Origin of the sequence: Hymenobacter mellowenesis (assembly GCF_030581005.1) — a bacterium.
In the GTDB taxonomy this organism is placed as follows: Bacteria; Bacteroidota; Bacteroidia; order Cytophagales; family Hymenobacteraceae; genus Hymenobacter; species Hymenobacter mellowenesis.
This window is the reverse complement of record NZ_JAUQSX010000006.1, coordinates 15,537-38,549: the sequence shown is the minus strand read 5'-3', so window position 1 is coordinate 38,549 and position 23,013 is coordinate 15,537. Positions and strand designations below refer to the sequence as shown.

Below are 23,013 nucleotides of genomic sequence, written 5' to 3'. Positions count from 1 at the left end.
GCATTCCTTTTGGGCAAGAAGGTAGGTTTAGGAGCCGCTATCCGCAGCGCTTCCTAACACCTACCGACGATGACAATACCTTACGCACCAGGTCACGACTCCTACGCCCCGTTCTACCTGCTGGCCACGCTCACCAACGTGCTGCTGTTGCTGTGGGAAGGCTGGCGGCGCGGTTTCCCGCTACGGCCCTGGCTTACACTGGTGGCTGCGAGTAGCTTGGCGCTCATCCTGGGCACCAAGCTGATTACCCATCCAATAGGCGGATGGGCCAGCCTGCTTTTCACCAACGCGCCAACCGATACGGCGCGCTCCATTCTGGGCGGTGGGCTGGCGGCGGGGCTCACAGTGGTGGCCCTGCGGCGCTGGCTGGGGCTGAGCTGGGCCGTGCTTGATGCGCTGGCTTTGCCGCTATGCGCCGCCCTGATGGTGCAGTGCGTGGGCTGCGGGCTCACGGGTTGCTGCTTTGGTGAGCCTACTGGTGCCGCCTGGGGCCTGACGTACGCGGCTGGCACCCTGCCCTGGGCGGCGCAGGTGCAGGCCGGACTGCTGCCCGCCACGGCCGCCCACAGCCTGCCGGTGGTGCCCACGCAAGTGCTGGCGCTAGCGCTGTGCGCGGCAGTGGGCACCGTGCTGCTGGCCACCCGGCGGCGGCGCTGGCCGGTGGGCTCGTGGCTGCTGCTGCAAACGGGCCTGCTGCTGCTGGGGCGCTTTGCGCTGGCTTTTTGGCGCGATGCCACCGGCGAGCCGGTGGCGGGCGATGCACACTTGGTGATGGGTGGGCGGTGGCTGGAGCTGCAGTTGTGGCTGCTGACGCTGGCGGTGCTGGCGCTGGGGCTGTGGGCGTGGCGCGTGCGGGGCGGCGCTTCGGGCAATTCGAGCGCTTCGGCCGAACCCGTTGCTTCCTCCTCCGGTCCGTGGCCGCGGCTCATCACGGTGGCGGGCATGCTGGGCGTCACGGCGCTGCTGGGTCCGGCGGCCCTCACGCTTCCGGAAGTGCTGGTGGTGAAGGCCCTGCTGCTGGCCGTGCTGCTGGCGGAAGCCAGCACGGCCCTGGCGCCGGTGGCCAATGTCCGCGCCTTGCGTTTGGCCAGGCTGCCACTCAGCCTGCTGCTGGTGGGCCTCATTGCCATCAGCACCGCACAGGCCCCGGCCCCTGAACAAACCCCGCCTCCCGGTGCCGGCCCTACCCGCGCCGTGACGATAACCGGGGGCGTGCTGGAGAACCATCACGATGCAGACCAGAAAATTTTGGTCAACAACTCCGGCTGTAGCGGCAGCCAGCGGCTGGCGTTGCAACAGCAAGTGCAAGCCGCGGGTGGCGAAGTGGCCGTTGAAACAGCCGGCGAAAAAAACGTCTTCGGCCAGCCCACCGGCAAAATTAACACCTGGGGCGGCGGCATCTGGGTGGGCCAGCAGCGCGTCAACGCCCAGCCCCTGCCCGAACCCAACGGCTACGCGCCCATCACCGACCGGGACACAACTTTCCACCGCACGCTGGTTGATATTCACATCTACAAGCAGATTCATCGAGAAAATGGCTGGCGCAGCGTCGACGCCCGCTTTGGCCTGCACTTCGGACAGCTTGGCTACTTTAGCTATTTCGGCGACGGCGAGTCGAAGGAAAGCGCCTTCTTGATGCCGGAATTTATGGTTCGCGTGGGCAAGCCGGAGGCGCTGTTTGGGCAGGCCGACTTTTGCTACGGGGCCGAAAATGTGCTGGGTGGCTACACCTCGCGCCTGGGGTTGGGCTCCGGCCTGGGCATCGGCAACGGACCGCAGCTGCTGCTGGGCTACGCGCATTCGCCGCACAATCCCACCCCGGGCATGGGCTTTGCCAGCGCCCTGCTGCGCCTGCCCAGCCGCCCCGAACTCGCCCTGGAGCCCTATGTGGCCACCAATTTCGGCCGGCACAACAGCTTCAGTCTGAAGCTCAACTATCGGCTTGGGCGCTAATTCACCATCATGGAATTAAATGGCTAAACCGATGAAATATACTTTTTGCATGGCCGCTCTTGGCTTTCTCAACTTGCTAACCGCATGTCAGGCACAGCAAGACCCAACTCTGACGACGGTCGATGGAAGCCTAATCAACAAATACACCCGTCAGCCAATAGCCAGCGTACCTATTGAGCTAAAACTTTGGCGATATGGGTTATATGGCAACACGAGGGTTGATTCAGTCATCAGTACACGAACTGATGCAGATGGAAGATTTCAACTGGCTTTCGATGCCAATGAAAAAGGCGCTACTTACCGCGTACGGTTTCGGGATTACCGTAATTTATTCGACCTAACCGATTATCGACCTTTCGACTACAAATCATCCTCCGATGGCGCCTCCCTGGTGCTAGGCCAAGCCAACCACGTAAATTTCGAAGCCACCCCATTTGTTCCTGTACAGGTAGTAGTCGACACTAATAAAGGCGGAAAAACCTCACTGGATATCAGCTTTTTTAGCATTTATTCATATACCGATAATGGCGATGGTTTTTGGGGATATGTTCTGACGGATACGGTCAGGACGAGGCAACGAATAACGGCAACACGGATAGTGCGCGTAGTCCCAAACCGAAGGTATCGGTTTTGGCTAAACCGCTATAATAAGATACGCGCACCCAATGGCAGTGTCAGTTTGAGCAACGAAGTACTGAGTGGTTTTGACCGTTTTATTGGGTACAGTGACACCACTATCATCCAAGTGAGGTAGCGGTGCATTGCTACTCTACCCAAATACCGGCACCACGCGTCCTTCCTCCACCTTCAGCGCGGCGTCGTACTTCTTGCCGGTTTTGGCGGAGATGAAGCCTTTAATGACGCTGGTTTCGCCCTTGCGCAGCAACTGCTTGAGCTGGGTTTCGGTGAGCTGCTTGCCGCCCCACTCGAAGCCCACCCGGAACTGGCAGTCTTCGCGGAAGCGTGAGCAGCCGTAGGCAGCCTTGCCCTTGAGCATGGTGCCGAGCTTGCACACCGGGCACGGAATCAGACCCGAGTCGGGGGCGGCGCCGGGCTTGCTTTCGGCCACCTGCAGCAGGATGGGCTGGAAGCCGGTGTCGAGGCCGATGGCGGCGTCGAACTTTTGGCCGTCGGCGCCCACAAAACCTTTCATCACCGGCGTGCGACCCTTGGCGAGCAGTGCTTTCACCTGCGGGTCGCTGAGCTTTTTGCCATGCACCTCGGCCGGCAGCCGGAAGGTGCAGCCCTCGCGGAAGCGCACGCAGCCGAAGGCGGTTTTGCCGCGCACTACGTGGCCGGTTTTGCAGGCCGGGCAGTAGCCCAGGCCGTTGGCACCGGGCAGCGGAGCCGAGCCGACAGCCTTGCCTCCGGTCATGCCGGCGGGCACTTTGCTGCTGCCGCCCTGGGCCGCCTGCACCGCCAGCTCGGCGCTGCCCGACGTCACCATGCGGCCGCGACCGTCGTTCTTCACTTCGGCCACCATTTCCTTCACCAAGCCCGAAAGCTCGCCCAGAAAGCCTTCCGACGACAGCTCGCCGCGCTCAATCTGGCGCAACTTGTGCTCCCACTGGCCGGTCAGCTCCGCCGATTTCAGGGTCGGGTTGCGAATCAGACCAATCAATTCCACGCCGGTGGGCGTGGGCACGATGCGCTTCTTTTCGCGCTTGATGTAGTTGCGCTTGAACAGCGTTTCGATGATGGCGGCGCGGGTGCTGGGGCGGCCGATGCCGTTTTCCTTCATGGCCTGGCGCAGCTCTTCGTCGTCGATGTTGCGGCCGGCCGTTTCCATGCCGCGCAGCAGCGTGGCCTCGGTGTAATCCTTGGGTGGCTGGGTCATCTTGCTTTCCAGACGCGGGTCGTGGGGGCCGCTTTCGCCCTTCACGAAATTGGGCAGCACCGTCGAAACCGCGTCGTCATCGGCTTCGGCCGCGGCACCGGCGGCACCCGGGGCGGGCGCGGGTTTGGGGGCCGCCTGCTGAGTGGGGTCGCCGTACACCACGCGCCAGCCGGGGTTGAGAATCTGGCGGCCGCGCACGCGGAAGGGGCGCTCGGCGGCTTCGGCCAGCACGGTGGTGTTGCTCACTTCGCAATCGGGGTAAAAGGCGGCGATGAAGCGGCGCGCGATGATGTCGTACACACTGGTTTCCATGCCGCCGCCGGGGCCGGCCGCGCCGGTGGGAATAATGGCGTGGTGGTCGGTGACTTTGTTGTTGTTAAAGACCTTGGGTGTCTTCGGAATCTTGGCAGCCAGCAGCGGCTTGGTCAGCGCGTCGTAGCCAATGCCGCGCAGAATACCGGGAATTTTCACGTACTGGTCGTCGGGCAGAAACGTGGTATCAACGCGCGGGTAGCTCACGGCCTTCTTCTCGTACAGCGCCTGCACTATTTTCAGCGTGTCCTCGGCCGAGAGGCTGAGCTGGTTGTTGCACTGCACCTGCAGCGAGGTCAAATCGAACAGCCGCGGCGGGGATTCGCGGCCTTTCTTAATCTCCACGTCCGTCACGCGCAGCGGCGCGGGGCGCACGGCTTCCAGGGCTTGCTGCGCCTCTTCTTCGGTCACGAAGTAGCCCAGGGCGCGCAGGCGGCTCTTGGTGTCGGGCGCGGCGTCGGCGTCTTTGGCCTTGTCGGGCGCGGCCATGTGGCTGAAGAGCGTGCCCCGGTATTCGGTTTTCAGCACCCAGTACGGCTCGGGCCGGAAGTTCTGGATTTCGTGCCAGCGCTCCACCAGCAGGGCCAGCGTGGGCGTTTGCACCCGCCCAATGCTCAGGAGCTGCTTGTCCTGGTAAGTGGTGTATTTGAGGGTGAAGAGGCGCGTGGCGTTCAGGCCCAGCAGCCAGTCGCCCACGGCGCGGCTCTTGCCGGCCTGGTAAAGGCTATCAAACTCCTTGGCCTCGCGCAGGTTGGCGAAGCCCTGCCGGATGGCCTCTTCGGTGAGCGACGAAATCCAGAGGCGCTTCACGGGCTTGCGGCACTTGGCCTCCTGCAGCACCCAGCGCTGAATCACCTCCCCTTCCTGCCCGGCGTCGCCGCAGTTGATGACTTCGGTGGCCTCGTCCACCAGCTTTTTGATGGTGTGGAACTGTTTCACCACGCCCTCGTCGCGGCGCATGAGCTTGATGCCGAACTTGTCCGGAATCATGGGCAGGTTGTGCAGGCTCCAGCGCTTCCACTCGGGCTGGTAGTCGTCGGGTTCCTTGAGCTGGCAGAAGTGGCCGAAGGTCCAGGTCACCTGGTAGCCGTTGCCTTCCATGTAGCCGTCCATGCGGCGGGTGGCGCCCAGCACGTTGGCGATTTCACGGGCCACGCTGGGCTTTTCGGCAATGCAAACTATCATGGACCGCAGATTAGGCAGATGTTGGGATTGAGTAAGATGCGCCGGGCGCGTCGAATCAACAAAAATACGCGGTAAAAAGGTCGTTTGCGCCGGTATCCCTGCGGCCCAGGCTAAAGCCGCTGCCACCGATGCAGTGACGCAGCTCCGGCCGCTTGAGCAATAGAACGCAGGGCGTTTTTCAAGCCATCCGGAGCGGAAAATACTTCTTTTCTAAGGCTATGTATAAATCAATCGTCTTTCATGCATAGCTTTCCAACGTGAATGCCAACGGCGTCCTAAGCGCTGACTACTCATCCGATTACCTTATTTCCCCTTCACCCCTTTTTTATGCTAAAACCTTTTACTTTTTTATCCAGGTTGGTGCCGCTGGCCCTGGTCGGGATGCTTGCCCTGCCAGCCCGGGCCCAGACCTACACCCCGGTGGCCCTCACCGGCTACAACCAGGACGTGATAGCCGAGGGCACCGGCGCGGTGCCCAACCTGACCACCTACGACGTGGACGGCTCGAACGGAGCCGGGTACTCCTTCATGAGTGCCAACTATGTCAACCCCTCTAACGCGGCCAACGGGGCCACCAATAAAATCCCCAACAACGGCCTCATTACCAGCATTGCGGCGGGCACCACGGGGCTTACCTACCAGTTGGCCAGCTACGGGGCCAACAACGTGTTGCGCGTGCCGGCCACCGGCAACACGGGCGGTGGCACCGGCACGGGCGCCGACGCGGGCACCATCACGTTTGCCACGCCCTCGGCGGCCTCCACGGTGTACGTGCTGGCTACGGGCGGCGGCGGTGCCATCACCAACGGCATGACCGTGACCATCACCTTCAGCGACGGTACCACGCAGGTATTTTCCAGCCAGACCCTGCCCGACTGGTTTACGCCCGCCGGGGCCACGGTGGCCTACCAGGGCTTCGGGCGGGTGGCCCGCACGGCGGCCAGCGGCATCGACAACACCAGCGCCACCACGCCTAACCTGTACCAGCTGGCTTACAGTATTTTGCCGGCCAATGTGACCAAGCCAATTGCCAGCATCACGTTTGGCAAGACGGTGACGGCTACGGGCGTTATCGACGTGTTTGCGGTATCGACGGCTACCGTGCCGGTGTGCGCGGCCGCGCCCAGCAACCTGAGCGCCGCGGCCACTACCACCAGCGGCGGCAGCACGGCCCTCACGTCGGCATGCGCCAGCACCAGCATCTATTTGTCGGTGACGGGCCTGCCGGCCAACACGGCCGGCTATACCTACCAGTGGCAGGCCAGCACCACCAGCGCCACGACGGGCTTCGCCAACATCAGCGGCGCCACCAGCGCCACCTACACGGCTACCAACCAGACGGCTACCACCTACTACCGCGTGCTGGTGAGCTGCCTCTACGACGGGGCGGGCGGCACGGCGGTGCCCTCCTCGGCGGTGCAGGTGACGCAGAACCCAATCACGAGCTGTTACTGCGTACCCACCCACAGCAGCACCAGCACCAGCTACACCAGCGTGACGACTGTGACGCTGCCCGGCGACGGCGGCGCGACGCTGACCAACGCGCCGGGCCTGCTCACCAGCACTTCGCCGGGCTACGCGGCCCCCTACTACGCCATCTACCCGGCCAGCACCACTACTACCGCACTGAGCGTCAACGGCAACTACACGCTGACGGTGGCGGCCATTGCCTTTCAGCGCATCTCGGCCTGGATTGACTACAACCAGGACGGGGCCTTTGACGCCAGCGAGTTCTACATCCTGAAAAACACCAGCGGGGCGGTGTACGGCTCCTCGGCCGGCAACCTGACGGCCACCCTCGTGCCGCCGCCGGGCGCCCTGACCGGGGCCACGCGCCTGCGCATCCGCAGCGACTACTACAGCAACACGGTGCTCAACACCGGCACCAACGCCTGCGCTACCACGGTGTACGGCGAGGCCCTCGACTATACCGTGACGGTGACGGCCACGCCCTGCACCAGCGCCCCGCCGGCCCCCTCCATCTCCACGACGGCCTTCTCGGTGTGCGCCGGCACGGCCTTCACCCTGACGGCCAGCATGCCGCCGGTTGGCCTCAACGGCTACACCTACCAGTGGCAGAGCAGCCCGGCCGGTGCCAATACCTTCACCAACCTGGGCACCGCCCAAACCACCACCACCTACGCGGTAGCCACCCAGACGGCGGCCACCGACTACCGGGTGCTGCTGCTGTGCGCGGCCGGTGGCTCGGCCGCTACCGCCACCTCTAACGTGCTGACGGTGGGCCAGAACCCCTTCTACTATTGCACCTGCACACCCGTCACCTCGGGCACCGGCACCGACGGCATCACCAACGTGACGCTGGGGGCGCTGAATAATAACTCCTCGACTACCAACGCCTCGCCCTACTACACCGACTACTCGTCGGCGCAACTGACCGGGGCCCTGCCCACGCCGGTGCTGACGACGGGCGGCTCGGCCATGGTGTCGGTGAAGATGGGCAGCGACAGCAACCAGTACAGCGGGGTCTGGATTGACTTCGACCACAGCGGCACTTTCGACGCCAGCGAGTTTTTCACGCTGGGCACCAACGCCGGGGCCAGCGGCACGTCGGTTATCCCGATTACGGTGCCGGCTTCGGCGCTCACGGGCCTGACCAAGATACGCGTGCGCGGCGGCAACGACGTGGTGCTGCTGGCTTCGCAGGCCTGCACGGCCGCCAGCAGCAGCAGCAACTACGGCGAGGTGGAAGACTACCTGGTGAACATCGGCACGGCCACGGCCTGCGGCGGCACACTGCCGGCCACGGCGGCCACGGCCACCACCAGCGCCGCCTGCACCGCCACGGCCAGCTTCACGCTGAACGTGACAGGCTTGGCGGCCGGCACCACCGGCCTGACCTACCAGTGGCAGAGCAGCCCGGCCGGCACCAACAACTACACCAACCTGGGCAGTGCCCAGGCCACGCCCAGCTACGCCGTGGCCAGCCAGACGGCCAGCACCGACTACCGCGTGGTAGTGACCTGCACGGCCTCCGGCAGCACCTCTACGTCGAGCCCGGTGACGGTGGGCCAGCAGGCCACCTGCTACTGCGCTCCGGTGAGCACCGGCACCAACGAGTACATCGAGAGCGTGACGGTGCCGGGCTTTAATGGCTTCACCAACAGCTCGCTCGTGAACACCCCCGGCGGCTACGCCGACTACACCACCGCCCCGGGCCTGACCACCACCCTCAACCAGGGTGTGAGCTACCCGGTGACCGTGGTAGTGCGCTCCAACAACGGCGGCTCGCAGGGCGGCATCTGGATTGACTACGACCACAGCGGCACCTTCGACGCTAGTGAGTACACGCTGCTGGGCACCTCCAGCGCCCTCGCTACCGACGTGCCGCTGACGGTCAGCGTCACCGTGCCGGCCACGGCGCTGCTGGGCCCGGCCCGCGTGCGGGTGCGCTGGCGCAACGGCAGCTTCGCGGCCACCGACGCCTGCACCGGCGGCGCCACCACCTGGTACGGCGAAACGGAGGACTACCTCATCAACATCGTAGCCCCCTGCACGCCCTCGACGGCCACCTTCAGCTACGGCGGGGCGCCCTTCTGCGTGAGCGGCACCACCAACCCGACCGTGACGCTGGCCAGCGGGTCCACGGCCGGCACCTTCACGGCCACCCCGGCCGGGCTGACACTCAACGCCAGCACCGGCGCCGTCACGCTCAGCAGCAGCACGCCCGGCACCTACACCGTGACCAACACGGTAGCGGCCACCGCCGCGCAGTGCGGCTCGTCGGCCACCACGACCATCACCATCAATGCCGCGCCTACGGCGGGCTTCTCGTACGCCAGCGGCCCCTACTGCGTGAGCGGCGCCACCAACCCCACGGCCACGCTGGCGGGCGGGGCCACGGCCGGCGCGTTCAGCTCGACGGCGGGTCTGACGCTGAATGCCACGACGGGTGCCATCACGCTGAGCTCTTCAACGCCCGGCACCTACACCGTGACCAACACGGTAGCAGCCGCCAACGGCTGCGCCGCCGTGACGAGCACGGCTACGGTGACCATCAACGCGGCCCCCACGGCTGGCTTCTCCTACCCCACCACGACCCTGTGCGCCGGCACGGCCGCTACCCTGACGCCGACGATGACCACGGGTGCTACTGTGGGCACGTTCTCGCTGCCCGCCGCTACCGGCGTGAGCGTGAACGCCAACGGGGTAGTAACCATCGGAGCCACGGCCGCCGCCGGCACTTATACGGTGACGAATACCGTGGCTGCCGCCAACGGCTGCGCCCAGGTAATAGGCGCGGCTTCGTTCACGATTACACCGCAGACGACGGCCACCTTCAGCTACCCCGCCGGCCCGTATTGCGTGAGCGGCAGCACCAACCCGACGCCCACTGTCACCGGCACGGCAGGGGGCGCCTTCAGCTCAACGTCGGGCCTGACCATCAACCCGACCACTGGCGCGGTGACATTGAGCAGCAGCACGCCCGGCACTTACACCGTGACCTACGCGGTGGCCGGCACCTGCGGCAGCAGCAGCACCCAAACCCTGACCATCAATGCCGCACCCACGGCCGGCTTCTCCTACCCCGCCGCGACCCTGTGCGCCGGTACGTCGGCCACCCTGACCCCGACGCTGGCAAGCGGCGCTTCAGTTGGCACCTACTCGCTGCCGACGGCTCCCGGCCTGACTATTAACGCCAGCACGGGCGTGGTGACGCTGGGCGCAGCCGCTACCGCCGGCACCTACACCGTGACCAATACGGTAGCGGCGGCCAATGGCTGCGCCGCCGTGACGAGCACGGCCACGTTCACGCTCACGGCGCCCAGCACGGCCACGTTCAGCTACGGGGCGGGCACGTTCTGCGCCAGCGGCACCACCAACCCCGTGCCCACCATCACGGGCACGGCGGGCGGCACCTTCAGCTCGACCACCGGCCTGAGCCTGAACCCGACCACCGGCGCCATCACGCTCAGCACTTCCACTGTCGGCACCTACACCGTGACTTACGCGGTGAGCAGCACCTGCAGCAGCAGCAGCACCCAGAGCGTCACCATTACAGCGGCTCCGCTGGCGGCCTTCAGCTACCCGGCTGGCACCAATTGCGCAAGCAGCACCGGCTCGGTGACGCCTGCGCTGGGCACGGGCGCCTCGGCCGGCACTTTCACGGCCAGCCCGGCGGGCCTGACCATCAACGCCAGCACCGGCGTGGTCGACCTGAGCAACTCGGCGGCCGGCACCTACACGGTAACGAACACCATCGCGGCCAGCGGCAGCTGCGCTGCTGCTACGGCCACGGCCACCCTCACGGTGACGCCGGCCACAACAGCCACGTTTAGCTACGCCGCCGGGCCTTACTGCGTGAGCGGTAGTACCAACCCGGTGGCCACCATCACGGGCACGGCGGGCGGCGCTTTCAGCTCGACCACGGGCCTGAGCATTAACGCCAACACCGGCGCCATCAACCTGGGCGCCAGCACGGCCGGCACCTACACCGTAACCTACACGGTGCCGGCGACGGCCACTCAGTGCGGTTCGAGCGCGACGGCTAGCGTGACCATCAACGCCGCGCCCACGGCCGCATTCAGCTACGGCTCGACTTCGTACTGCGTGAGCGGCACCTTAGCTCCGGTCGTTGCCCTCGGTACGGGCGCCACGGCGGGCACGTTCACAGCCGCACCGACGGGCCTGACCATCAACGCTACGACTGGTGCCATCACGCTCAGCAGCAGCACGCCCGGCACCTACACGGTGACCAACACCGTAGCCGCTGCCAATGGCTGCGCCGCCGTGACGAGCACCGCCAGCGTGACCATTACGGCCGCGCCCACTGCTGCCTTCACCTACCCCACGGCCACGACCTGCGCGGGCAGCGCCGCTACGCTCACGCCCACGCTGGGTACGGGCGCTACCGCTGGTACCTACTCGCTGCCCACGGCCGCCGGCCTCTCGGTAAACGCCACCACGGGCGTTGTCACCGTAAGCGCCACAGCCACCGCCGGCACTTATACGGTGACCAACGCGGTAGCCGCCGCCAACGGCTGCGCGGCCGTGACCACCACCGCTACGTTCACGCTCACGGCGCCCAGCACGGCTACGTTCAGCTACCCGGCGGCTACGTATTGCCTGAGTGGCACCAACCCCACCGCTACCATCACGGGCACGACGGGTGGCACGTTCACCTCGACTACGGGCCTGAGCATCAACGCCAGCACCGGCGCCATCAACCTGAGCGGCAGCACGGCCGGCACCTACACCGTGACCTACACGGTGAGCGGTGCCTGCGGCAGCAGCAGCACCCAGAGCGTAACCATCACGGCCCCGGCCGTGGCCACGTTCAGCTACGGCACGGCATCGACGTTCTGCGTGAGCGGCACCACAGACCCGACGGTGATTTTAGTCCCAGGTGCTACGCGGGGCACGTTCAATTCGGCCCCAGCGGGCCTGACGCTTCTTCCCTCTGGCCTGATTGTGCTTTCCACCTCGACGCCCGGCACCTACACGGTGACCAACACGGTGGCCGCTGCCGGCGGCTGCGCCGCTACTACGGCCACGACGACGGTAACCATCACGGCGGCGCCGCTGGCTACGTTCGGCTACACAACTGGTACAAACTGTCAGGGAGCCGGTGCTTCCATCCCGGCTATTCTTTTTACGGGCGCTACTGCGGGCACGTTCACTTCCACTGCCGGGCTCGTGATTAATGCTGCGACGGGAGCCGTTAACCTGAGCACTTCTGTTCCTGGTGCCTACACAGTGACTAATACAATAGCTGCTTCGAGCGGATGCAGCGTGGTGACGGCCACCGCGCCATTCTTTATCACCGCTCGGCCAGCTACGCCTACTATCTCGGCGACCTACAACGGCACAACTACTACGCTTACTTCAAGCGCTACTACTGGCAACCAGTGGTACTTGGGCCCCAACATAGTGCCCGGCGCCACCGGCCAGACGCTGGTGCTCACCGGCCTGCCATCGCAGTTGGGTTCTTATACTGTGGTAACGACCAGTAGCGGGCCGGGCTGCACCTCGCTGCCCTCCAACCCGCTGGTGGTGACCTCGGGCGCCAAGGCGGCGGCCGGTACCTCGCTCACCGTGTACCCCAACCCCACCACCAACGGCCACCTCACGCTAGAGCTCACCGGCTACCGCGAGGCGGTGACGGTGCGGGTGCTCAATGCCGTGGGCCAGCGGGTGTACGAAGGCACTGTGGCGGCCAACGCCTTGGGCCAGAAGCAGGCGCTCGACCTGAGCGCGCTGGCTACCGGCGTCTACATCCTGCAAGCCAGCACGGCCAGCGGCAGCATGGATGTTCGCCGCATCGTGCGCGAATAGCGGACGACCTGCGGTTTTGTTAAAAAGAAAGCCTGTCGCACTGCGGCAGGCTTTCTTTTTTTAGTACAATGAGGCCGATTACAGTCCGCCCCGGTCCCAGGCGTCGATTTCGGCCTGCAGGTTGCGGCGGGCGGGGGCGTCGAACTCGGCGCACAGGGCGGGGGTGCGGAAGAGCACGGGCGCGGCCAGCATCTTGGCCAGCACCTGGCGGCGGCCGGGGCGGTAGAGCAGGTCGGGCACGAGGCGGTATTCCTGCCGCACCTGACGGGCGTAGGCCCAATATGCGGTTTCCGGGGCGCCGAGGATGCTGAGGTCGGCGTCGAGGAACAGGAGCAGGTCAGCGTCGTGGGGCGGCTGGGGCTGGGTGTGGTCGGCGGTGCGCTCGATGAGGAAGGCCACGCGCTGCTGCCGGGTCGGCTCCAGGGTTGAGTGCCGAAGAAATGCCATGGCCTCGGCGGCGCTGCGGGCTTCGTTGTCGTGCTTTAGGGCGTTGTACACGGCATCGTGAAACCACACGGCCAGCTGCACCACGGTGGGGTCGTGCAGGTCGGCGGCTTCCACTCGGTTTAGCAGATTTTCGATGTGCTGCAAGTTGTGGTAGTGGCGCGTGGGGGCCTGGTAGGCGGCGCTCAAGCGCTGGAACTCGGCGGCGCGCCGGGCCGCGTCGGGCATGAGCGGGGCGGTGAGGCGGTGCCAGCGGGCGGCGAGGTCGTTCATAGCTGCTAAATAAGCGTGCGGCTAACGAAGCGGCTTGAAAAAACGCCTGCCATCCTGCGCGGAGCGAAGCACCTTGCCAAGTCAGGTGATGCCGACGTGGTAAGGTGCTTCGCTCCGCGCAGGACGGCAGGCGTTCTTCTGTTTAGACCCGCGCCTTCCTACCCCCGGGCGGCCTGCAGCTCGCGGTAGAGCGTCTGGGCCAGGTAGCGGGCTTCGTCGAGGCGGGAGGCAGTGTAGCCTTGGGCGTCGGCGGTGTCGGTGGTTTCTTCCCACTGGCCCAGCTCGGCGAGGGTGGTGAGGCGGTTGAGCGACTGCTGCACCGGCCCGTCGAGGCGGGTGCGCAGGGTAGCCATCAGGGTGGGGTTGGTGGCATGGGCGGCTTGCAGGCGCAGCAGCTCCTGGGCCACGAGGGCCAGTTCCTTCAGCAATTCGCCTTCCTGGGCGGAGAGCTGGCGGGGACGGCGGTCCATCACGCAGAGACTGCCCACGGCCAGGCCATCGGGGGTGCGCAGGGCCTGGCCGGCGTAGAAGCCGAGGTGCATTTGCTGGGCCACAAAAGGGTTGACCAGTTCGCAGGGGTCGGTTACCACGTCGCGGAATTCGGTGAGGCCATCGTTGAGAATGGCCACTGAGCACATGCTGTCTTCGCGGGCCACCACCAGGGCTTCGGGCAGGCCCTCGTTGCCGATGAACACCACGTCGTCGGCCCGCACGAGGCTCACCAGGGCAATGGGCATGTCGAAGAGCCGGGCCACCACGCTCACAAAGTCGTTGAATACCTCCTGGCCCGGGGTACCCAGCACTTGGTAAGGCTGCAAGGCTTCCAGCCGTTTGTGTTCATTGGAAGGTATCAGGCCCGGGTACTTCATAGAATCCATCATGCAAAGAAAATAGCTAGCGTCGTGCGGCCAACTGCGGTGGTTGGCGAATGGTTCGGGCGACCCGGCGAATGGCCGCGGGCGCTGGGTGAATGCACGGCAGCGGGAGAAGAAGCTCCGGAGATGTCAGGGGCGTACACCACTGGGCCGGCCGGAACGCGGCCGGTCCTATGGGGTGGGCGGAGCCGGCCACTGCGCCTGAAAGGCCTTCTTGAGCCCCAGCTGAACGGACGGGGGAAACACCGCCCGGGCCGGGCCGCCGGTGGCCAGGTCGTACACCAGCTGCACGGTGGGGTCTAGGTCGTCGAACCGGAGGTCGTGGTTGGCATCGACCTGCGCCTGCAGCAGGAGCTGGTTGGTGGCGGGCAGTAGCTGCCGGCCTACCACGTGGTAATTGTCGGGCGACACCTGCCGGAAGCCGCGCCCGGCTTTGTCGGAAATGAACAGGTAGTTGGGGTCGGCCTGGGTGAGCTGGCCGTCGCGGTTGTAGTCGAGGGTGCGCACGGAGTAGTACAGCAGCTTGTCGACGCGCTGGAAGCTGCCGCGCACGTAGCGCGCAAACACGGCGCCCGACACGGCGGCGCCTTTCTCCCCGGCCGCGGACTCGTAGCCGTAAATGGCCATGCGCCGGGTCGAATCGAGGAGGTGGACGGCGCGGGTGGCGGGGTTGTAAAACGCCAGGTTCCAGTAGCGTTTCACTTCATAGCGGCCGCTGCTGCTGCTGTAGCTGTCCTCGTCTCCGGTGGTTTTGTCGAGCACCAGCGGGTAAATCACGTAGGCCGAGCTGTCGGTTTGCTCGGGGCCGGCGTACTCCAGCTGCAACTGCGCGAGCTGCTTTTGCTTCTGCGCGGGGCTGAGGGGGCCGGGGCGGGCGGCGGGCGGCTTGGGGGCGGGGTTGCAGGCAGCCAAGCCAGCGGCCAGGGCAGCGCAGGCGGCCAGGGAAGTAAATCGCATGGCTAAATATAGCGGTGGGCGGCCCCGACGGCTACCGCCTCCCTGTCACGGCCGTATTGCTACAGGCTGACGCGGGTGAGGCGCGGGCTTCGCGACTCTGGCAGGGCTGTTATCTATTGAGATACTTTCAATTCCTAATGTCTCTAAAAATGTGGGCTGTTGCCCGTGTGCGGTGGATAAAAAGGCCCAATTTCAGTCCTTCACGAAGTCCGATAAAGCCAAATATCAATTTGCGCTTCGACAGCGGAAGGACCTACCTTTTCGCAACTACTTCCCCCAGCTATATGCTCCAACGTTACTTCCTCCTGCTGCTTGCCAGCGCAACGCTTTTCGGCAGTACTTCCTGTAAGAAAGACGGCCCCGCTGACAAGGAAGGGCTTTCCTACGTGGACGGCGTGCCCTATTATCATTTCACTGACGACGACCGGGCGTGGCTGCAAACCCGCGACAACGATGTGTGGCGAATGGAGAACCGCCAAGGTTACCAGCGGGTGTACAAAGCCTGGGTTATTACCGTCAATAAAGGTGCCCTCAAAAGCACCTCTTCAGGCATTCCCAGTTCTTCGAAACTGGAGCGCTATTACGACCAGATAACCCTCCGACTGAACCGGACGGACAGCTTGCTTGGGGCGGCCGATATTCGTTTTACTAGGGACCACGCCCAGCTTGGCACCCTCATTTCGGAAGGCTACGACGAAGGCACCAGCCAGCTGTACGCCGCCGGCGAATGGTACGACTTCGTGGGCAACACGGACATTCACACCGACTACTATAGCTGTCGGGGCCTGAAATTTCCCAGCCGTGGCGCCCTGAATGGCCCTTTCGGGCAGCTAACCGTGCGCGGCCGGACTTATACGGATGTCGTTACCTTCATCGGTACCTCGCGGGGCCCCGATTGCAAGCCGGTTTCAGCCGCCTATATGCAGGAGCTGTATTACGACCGCCGGGCCGGCCTGGTGCGGATGGTAAGTGGCGCAGGCGAAGTATGGGACCGGGTGCCCTAGTCCCCTCCCCGACGGCTGCAATGCCCGCCACCAGATAGCGAAGCCCATTCCGGCCGTCCGGAACGCCCTCTGCCGTGTGGCGAAGCCCGTTCCAGATGGCCGGAATGGGCTTCGCTATCTGGCAACAGTAGTTCCGGCCGGCCGGAGTACTCTTCGCTGTTCAGCGACGTTCGTTCCAGAAGGCCGGAGTAGCCTCCGCCGCATGGAAAAGCCCGTTCCGGCGGGCCGGAACGGGCTTTTTCGTTTTTAAGCAGCTCTGCTAGGCTTAAGCAGCTCTGCTAGGCTTTCGAAGTGCCGGGCAGGGTAGTTCTGCTCTTTTTCGAGCCCGTATCGGCCTGGCTCAAATCGAAAAACGCGGCTACCCGCTGGGGCTTCTCGGCGAACTCAAGCAGCAGCGTGGCGTAGGCGCGGAACAGGGCCAGGCAGGTGGCTTCGCGGCCGTCGTGCAGGTCGAGGCGCTGGGTGTCGGCAGTTTTGGCGATGCCGTCGGCGCGGCGCAGGGCAGCCGTGAGGGCGGCCAGCACCTTGCGGCCCTCGACGCGCACGGGCGAGGTGAAGGCCGTGGGGCGGGCATCGAGGGCGTCGAGGAAGGCCGTGAAGGCGTCTTCCACCTTGGCCTGGTTGCTCTTGGTGAGGGCGCCGCGGCCTTTGGGGAAGATGGCCAGCAGGTCGGGGCTGCCCGCGTCGTAGGTGGGAATGATGACCTTGCGCTCCACCTTTTTCACGTAGGCCTTGAAGTCGGCCAGGGCCTGGGCCACGGTGACGGTGGCGGCCTGGCCCTCGCCCGAGAGCTGGCCGGCGTGGGCGGCGCGGTAGTCGGTGAGGGCCACTTCGAGGGGGTCGGCCACGGCGTCGTACTTGCCTTTGGCTTCCTGCTGCAGGGCCTGCAGGGTGAAGGCGGCCATGTCGGCAAACTGGTCGCGGTTGAGGCGCAGGTTGGCGAAGAAATTCTCGAACCGGGCGGCGTATTTGGGCTGGGCCATGCGGTAGATGATAAGGGGGTGGGCAATAGAAGCCGGGCACCCTGCCCAGCACGGCCGTAAGGTAGCCGAAATCGGCCAGCATTGGTGCGGCCCCGCTCCGCGTTGGCCGACCCGGTGGCGCCCTGGTAGACTTTTCACGGGGCCCGCTCGACTTGCCCGGCCGCCGCCGCCAAGTGCGTGCTAGTTTCCGCGCCAGTTCCCGCCTCATATCATTTCTGATGAAAAAAACCTTACTCCTGCTGTGGGCCCTACTGACGCTGCTGGGCCGGGCCGGCGCGGCCCCCGTCGACGAGGCCACCGCCCAGCGCGCGGGCCGCGCGTTTCTGGCCACCCACACCGAGCGCGGCCTGCCCGCGGCGGCCGGGCTGGCCTTGGCCTACCGGGCCGAGCTGGCCCCTGCGGCCTTTGCGCCGGGCGCGCCCAAGCCCGCGCCGGCCTTCTACGTGTTCACCCTCAGCGGCGCGGCGCCCGGCTTCGTGCTGGTGGCCGGCGACGACCAGGTGACGCCCATCCTCGGCTACTCCGACCAGTCGGGCTTCGACCCTGCCCGCCTGGCTCCGCAGGTGGCCAAGTGGCTGGAAGGCTACCGCGCCGACATCGGCCGCGTGGTGAGCAACCACGTGCCCGCCACGGCCGACATCCGCGCCGCCTGGCAGGAGCTGCTGGGCGGGGCGCCGGCCCCGGCCGGGCGCTCGGCCAGCAGCACCGCCGTGAACCCGCTGGTGGCCACCCGCTGGAACCAGTCGCCCTACTACAACGACCTCTGCCCCTACGACAACGCCGGCGGCGGCCGCTCCGTGACCGGCTGCGTGGCCACGGCCATGGCCCAGGTGATGAAATTCTGGAACTACCCGGCCACCGGCGCGGGCTTCCATTCCTACAACACCACCAGCCTGGGCACGCTCTCGGCCAACTTCGGCACCACCACCTACCAGTGGACGGCCATGCCCAATGCCGTGACGGCGGCCAACCCCGCCGTGGCCACGCTCATGTACCACGCCGGCGTGAGCGTGGACATGGGCTACAGCGCCAATTCGAGCAACGCCTACGTGATTTCGGCCGCCACCAACGTGCCCCACTGCGCCGAATACGCCCTGAAAACCTACTTCGGCTACCGGCCCACCATGCAGGGCATCCTGCGCTCGGCCTACACCGACGCCCAGTGGCTGGCGCTGATGAAGGCCGAATTCGATGCCAGCCGGCCCGTGGTGTACGCCGGGTTTGGCACCGGCGGCGGGCACTGCTTCGTGGCCGACGGCTACGACAACAACAATTTCCTGCACTTCAACTGGGGCTGGGGCGGCGCCTACGACGGCTACTTCCAGATTAACGCCCTCAACCCCGCCGGGCTGGGCACCGGCGGCGGTAGCGGCGGCTACAACAGCAATCAGCAGGCCATCATCGGCATTCAGCCGCCGGCCGGCACCACCCCAGGCGGCGGCACCACCACGCCCACCGCTACCATCGCCCTCAACAACACCGTGGCGCCCTCGGCCACCACGCTGGCCTACGGGCAGGCGTTTTCCATCAGCACCAACCTCATCAACACCGGCACGGCCGCCTTTGCCGGCGACTACTGCGCGGCGGTGTTTGACCTAAACAACGCGCTGGTGGACTACGTAGAAACCAAAACCGGCCAGAACCTGTCCGCCGGCTACACCTACACCGGCAACCTGAGCTTCAGCACCACCGGGCTGTTCAGCGTGCTGCCGGGCACCTACCGGGTGGGCGTTTTCTACCGCCCCAGCGGCGGCAACTGGCTGCTGGTGGGCGACCGCAACAGCTACACCAACCTGCCCCAGATTACGGTGGGCAACGTGAACGCCGTCCGGCTGAATTCAGCCATCACGCCCACGCCAACCACCTTCACGCAGGGCCAGGCCGCGGCGGTCAACCTCAACATCCTGAACGCGGGCACCACCACCTTCACCGGGCAGTACGCCGTGGGCCTGTACAACCTGGACGGCACCTTCGTGCAGACCATCAACACCTACACCGAAACCACCGGGCTGCCAGCCGGCTACACCTACTCGGCGCCCTACCTCACGCTGAGCACCACGGCCGTGACGGCCGCGCCGGGCACCTACCTGCTGGCCGTGCTGCACAAGCCGGCCGGCGCCACCGCCTTCCAGCTCACCGGCAGCGGCACGTTCCAGAACCCCGTGCGCGTGACGGTGCAGGCCGCCGCCTTGGCCGCCGATGCCTTTGAGCCCAACAACTCGGCCGCGGCGGCCGCGGTGCTGCCCGTCACGTTCAGCGGCAGCACCGCCGCCCGCAGCACGGCCGGCTCCAACTGCCACCTCACCTCCGATGTGGACTACTACGCCGTGAACCTGCCGGCTGGCTACCGCTACAGCATCACGGCCCGCCTGCACGATTCCTACAACAGTGCCAACGGCCAGACCTACTCGCTCGACGCCCTGTTTTCCTACTCCACCGACGGCGGCACCACCTGGTCGACGACCTACGACGACGTGATGCCGGCTCCCATCGTGCTGCCCAACGGCGGTCAGCTCATGGTGAAAGTGGCGCCTTATTTTGCCGGCAACATCGGCACCTACCTCTTCGACATGGCCCTGAGCCGCAGCAACGTGAGCGCCACCGCCCCGCCCGCGCTGGCCGCCCAAATCGGCCTCTACCCCAATCCCGCCCGCGACCTAGTGAACGTGGATTTGCGCGGCTTTGCCGGCACGGCCACGGCCCTGCGCCTGCTCAGCAGCACCGGCCAGGTGGCCTACGAAACCAACCGGCTGAGCACGGCCGCCCCGCTCGCGCTGCCCCTGCGCGGCCTAGCCGCCGGCCTCTACCTGGTGCAGTTCGAAACCAGCGCCGGCCGCATCACCCGCAAAATTGCCGTGAACCCATGAAAACTGCTTTACTCCTGCTGCTGACCGCCGCCGCCGGCTGCCACAGCACCCGCCCGGCCGCGCCGCCCACAGCGGCCCCGGCGGCCCAGCCCGCCGGGGCCAGCGCGCCCGCGCTGCTCTACAAAACCCGCGCCGACTACCACGACCGGGTGCCGGTGCTGCTCTCGGCCGATGGCCGCAGCATCGTGAGCTACCCGGCGCCGTCCGATGTGTCGGGGCACCTGCCGCAGCCCACGGCGCTGGCCGACGGCTACTGGCTCGACAACCGGGGCATCGGGCCGCACGTGGCCTTCCTCAAGCTCACCTATGCCGATTATGCACAACTCACGGCCGCGCCCACGCTGGCCGAGCTGGAAACGCTCATTCTGGACCGCGACCCACTCACCGCCCTCTGCGACTGCGGCCCGCGCACGGCCTACGCCAACCCCGCCACCGACCTGAACGCTCTGATAGTGGCTGGCCGCCTGCCCACCCGCTGCAAGGTGCTGAAGTAACCAACGCCGCCCGGAAACCAGGGGCCCGGCCCGCCGTAGAACCCGGCACACCGTCCCTCCTATTGCCATGCCTCGTACCGTCGTCGGCTTGTTCACCAGTGCCTCCGAAGCCCAGTTTGCCATCGAGCGGCTGCTGGCCGCCGGCTTCGAGCGCACCAACCTCAACCTGGCCACTCAGGACACGCTGCGGGCCGAGCACCTGCCCGGCCAGATTGGCAACCCGGTTCCCGAAACCTTCGAAGACGGCCTGGTCCGGTTTTTCAGCGACGTTTTTGCCGGTTCTAACAACGACGACGCCGAAGCCCACATCGCCGCCACCGGCCCCGACCACGCCGTCGTCACTGCGAATACCGCCACCGACGAGCAAGCCGACCGCGCCCGCACCATCCTGGACAGCAACGGCGCCATCGATGTGTATAAGCAAGCCGCGCCGCAAGCGCCTAACCGCGCCGCGGGCGACGACGTGGTAGATTTGGAAGGTAGCCTAAGCCGCGTGCGAGACGATGACGAGTTGGATGATAATGGGCTGACTACGCACTAACGGCGCTGGTATCAGTATCGGCATCAAAATAAAGAACGTCATGGTGAGCGCAGCCGAAGCATCTCTACCGCAGCAGTAATTCCTGTCGATTGGATTACTACCACACGCGAGATGCTTCGACTGCGCTCAGCATGACGTTCCTTTTTAAACTCTTTCCTAAGCTCGCTCCCTCTCCTGCGCCAGCCGCAGTTTGCTGTGCTTCCGGCCGTAGCCGAAATAGATAAGCATACCCAGCGCCAGCCACACCACGAGGCGCAGCCACGTTTCCCAGGGCAGCGAGGCCATCATTACGAGGCACACCACAATGCCCAGAATGGGCACCACCGGCACCCACGGCGTGCGGAACGGGCGCGGCGCGTCGGGGTTGGTGCGGCGCATGATGAGCACGCCGAGGCACACCATCACGAAGGCCAGCAGCGTGCCGATGCTCGTCATCTCGCCCACCACCGAGATGGGCACGAAGCCCGCAAACAGCGCAATGAACAAGCCCAGCAGCAAGCTGGACTGCGCGGGCGTGTTGAATTTGGGATGGATGCGCGAAAACACCGGCGGCAGCAGCCCGTCCTTCGACATCGAAAAAAACACCCGCGACTGCCCCAGCAAATCGACCAGAATCACCGAGGTGTAGCCAATGAGAATGGCCAGAATCACGGCCGACGACAGCCAGGCATAAGGTGTCTTCTCGATGGCAATGGCCACCGGCGCGGCGCTGTTCTTAAACTCCGTGTAGTTGGCCAGCCCCGTGAGAACGTGCCCGAACAGCACGAACAGCACCGTGCACACCGCCAGCGAGCCGAGGATGCCCACGGGCATGTTGCGCTGCGGGTTCTTGGTTTCCTGCGCCATGGTGGCCACGATGTCGAAGCCGATGAAAACAAAGAAAATCACGCCCGCCCCGCGTAGAATCCCGCTCAACCCGAACTCGCCAAACGTGCCCGTATTGGCCGGAATGTAGGGTTGGTAGTTGGCGGGGTCGATGTATTGCCAGCCCAGGGCGATGAATACCAGCACCACCGCCACCTTCAGCGCCACCACCAGCGCGTTGAACCACGCCGAGCCCTTGGTCCCGCGCGTGACGATGGCCGTAATGGCCAGCACGATGAGCATGGCCGGCACGTTCACGAAGCCGCTCACGGTGGAGCCGTCGGCCAGCTTCGCACTTTCAAACGGCGACATCACCAGGCGCGCCGGGATGTGCAGCCCGTACTTCCCCAGAAACTTGATGAGGTACTGCGACCAGCTTATGGCCACCGTGGCCGCCCCCACGGAGTATTCCAGCACCAAATCCCAGCCGATAATCCAGGCAAACAGTTCGCCCATCGTGGCGTAGGAATACGTGTAGGCTGAGCCCGACAAGGGCACCATGGCCGCAAACTCGGCGTAGCACAGCGCTGAAAACGCGCAGCCCACCGCCGCCACCACGAAGGACAGCGTCACGGCCGGCCCCGCGTTGTTGGCCGCCGCAATGCCGGTGAGCGAGAACAGGCCCGCCCCGATGATGACGCCGATGCCAATGGCAATCAAACTCACGCCGTTGAGGCTGCGCTTGAGGGTGTTCCCCCCCGTTTCGGCTGCTTCCTGTCGAAGCAACTCCAGTGATTTTTTAAGCATAAAAGTTGGCCGATGCCCCCGTCGGCGCATCACAAGCGAAGCCACGCCACAAGGCGCGCCCCAACCCAGAAGATGAAAAAATACGGGGCAGCCGCCCGTCAGCGCCGCCCGCGAGTGGCGGGCCCTACGCCCGCCTCGTCAGCCTGCTAGCAACAGCAACAACAGCCCCGGCCGGCGCCCGCGCGGCTAGCGTGGCGGGCAGAAACAGTGGCAGGAAGAAGCAGGAAACGGTTGGCAGCAGGCACGGCAGCTTGTTTTTATATGGTCAGGAATTGGCACCGGGCCGCGGTTGCGGGTGGTTGCCGGCGCGTCGTTGAGCCTGTCTCTCAGCGCCTCTTTATAAAAACAATCCTTCAAATGAGAGGAATTGATGGGGCAAAGGTA

Annotated in this window: 13 protein-coding genes and 1 riboswitch; of the genes, 7 read left to right on the top strand and 6 right to left on the bottom strand. The window is 65.4% G+C overall.

Going from position 1 to position 23,013, the window contains the following annotated elements; genetic code table 11:
* The first annotated feature begins 69 nt into the window (after positions 1 to 69).
* Entirely contained in the window at positions 70 to 1,953 is a 1,884-nt protein-coding gene (locus tag Q5H92_RS12525) for a prolipoprotein diacylglyceryl transferase family protein (RefSeq protein ID WP_305011872.1), read from the top strand.
* 31 nt (positions 1,954 to 1,984) lie between these two features.
* On the top strand, positions 1,985 to 2,707 hold the full coding sequence (locus Q5H92_RS12520; protein ID WP_305011871.1) for a peptidase associated/transthyretin-like domain-containing protein: 723 nt from the start codon (positions 1,985 to 1,987) through the stop codon (positions 2,705 to 2,707).
* Positions 2,708 to 2,722: 15 nt separating this feature from the next.
* On the opposite strand, the gene Q5H92_RS12515 is transcribed toward Q5H92_RS12520, so the two are convergent.
* Complete coding sequence (locus Q5H92_RS12515; protein ID WP_305011870.1) at positions 2,723 to 5,287, bottom strand: type IA DNA topoisomerase; 2,565 nt, start codon at positions 5,285 to 5,287, stop codon at positions 2,723 to 2,725.
* A gap of 327 nt (positions 5,288 to 5,614) precedes the next feature.
* On the opposite strand from Q5H92_RS12515, the gene Q5H92_RS12510 reads away from it, so the two are divergent.
* On the top strand, positions 5,615 to 12,580 hold the full coding sequence (locus Q5H92_RS12510; RefSeq protein ID WP_305011869.1) for a GEVED domain-containing protein: 6,966 nt from the start codon (positions 5,615 to 5,617) through the stop codon (positions 12,578 to 12,580).
* 78 nt (positions 12,581 to 12,658) lie between these two features.
* Here Q5H92_RS12510 and Q5H92_RS12505 read toward each other — a convergent pair whose 3' ends face one another.
* The 3 genes from Q5H92_RS12505 to Q5H92_RS12495 all read right to left on the bottom strand — a co-directional run bounded on the left by Q5H92_RS12505 (position 12,659) and on the right by Q5H92_RS12495 (position 15,129).
* Positions 12,659 to 13,297 carry an HD domain-containing protein gene (locus Q5H92_RS12505; protein WP_305011868.1) on the bottom strand — a complete coding sequence of 213 codons (639 nt, stop codon included), beginning with the start codon at positions 13,295 to 13,297 and terminating at the stop codon, positions 12,659 to 12,661.
* A 158-nt stretch (positions 13,298 to 13,455) separates the two neighbouring features.
* Positions 13,456 to 14,178: a GAF domain-containing protein gene (locus Q5H92_RS12500; RefSeq protein WP_305011867.1), complete on the bottom strand. Its 723-nt coding sequence runs from the start codon at positions 14,176 to 14,178 to the stop codon at positions 13,456 to 13,458.
* A 165-nt stretch (positions 14,179 to 14,343) separates the two neighbouring features.
* Positions 14,344 to 15,129, bottom strand: a complete 786-nt coding sequence (locus Q5H92_RS12495) for a hypothetical protein (protein WP_305011866.1) — start codon at positions 15,127 to 15,129, stop codon at positions 14,344 to 14,346.
* A 284-nt stretch (positions 15,130 to 15,413) separates the two neighbouring features.
* On the opposite strand from Q5H92_RS12495, the gene Q5H92_RS12490 reads away from it, so the two are divergent.
* Entirely contained in the window at positions 15,414 to 16,133 is a 720-nt protein-coding gene (locus Q5H92_RS12490; RefSeq protein WP_305011865.1) for a hypothetical protein, read from the top strand.
* A gap of 278 nt (positions 16,134 to 16,411) precedes the next feature.
* Here Q5H92_RS12490 and Q5H92_RS12485 read toward each other — a convergent pair whose 3' ends face one another.
* Positions 16,412 to 17,116, bottom strand: coding sequence for a hypothetical protein (locus Q5H92_RS12485; protein WP_305011864.1), 705 nt, complete (start codon positions 17,114 to 17,116; stop codon positions 16,412 to 16,414).
* A gap of 218 nt (positions 17,117 to 17,334) precedes the next feature.
* Here Q5H92_RS12485 and Q5H92_RS12480 point away from each other — a divergent pair, with 218 nt between their 5' ends.
* The 3 genes from Q5H92_RS12480 to Q5H92_RS12470 all read left to right on the top strand — a co-directional run bounded on the left by Q5H92_RS12480 (position 17,335) and on the right by Q5H92_RS12470 (position 21,018).
* On the top strand, positions 17,335 to 19,983 hold the full coding sequence (locus Q5H92_RS12480; protein ID WP_305011863.1) for a T9SS type A sorting domain-containing protein: 2,649 nt from the start codon (positions 17,335 to 17,337) through the stop codon (positions 19,981 to 19,983).
* Positions 19,980 to 20,477 carry a hypothetical protein gene (locus Q5H92_RS12475; RefSeq protein ID WP_305011862.1) on the top strand — a complete coding sequence of 166 codons (498 nt, stop codon included), beginning with the start codon at positions 19,980 to 19,982 and terminating at the stop codon, positions 20,475 to 20,477. The genes Q5H92_RS12480 and Q5H92_RS12475 overlap by 4 nt, the downstream gene beginning before the upstream one ends.
* Before the next feature lie 67 nt (positions 20,478 to 20,544).
* Positions 20,545 to 21,018 (top strand): hypothetical protein, encoded by a 474-nt coding sequence (locus Q5H92_RS12470; RefSeq protein WP_305011861.1) that lies wholly within the window; start codon positions 20,545 to 20,547, stop codon positions 21,016 to 21,018.
* 156 nt (positions 21,019 to 21,174) lie between these two features.
* Here Q5H92_RS12470 and Q5H92_RS12465 read toward each other — a convergent pair whose 3' ends face one another.
* Entirely contained in the window at positions 21,175 to 22,629 is a 1,455-nt protein-coding gene (locus Q5H92_RS12465; RefSeq protein ID WP_305011860.1) for an amino acid permease, read from the bottom strand.
* Between the two features lie 254 nt (positions 22,630 to 22,883).
* Positions 22,884 to 22,975, bottom strand: a riboswitch (SAM riboswitch).
* Positions 22,976 to 23,013 lie beyond the last annotated feature (38 nt).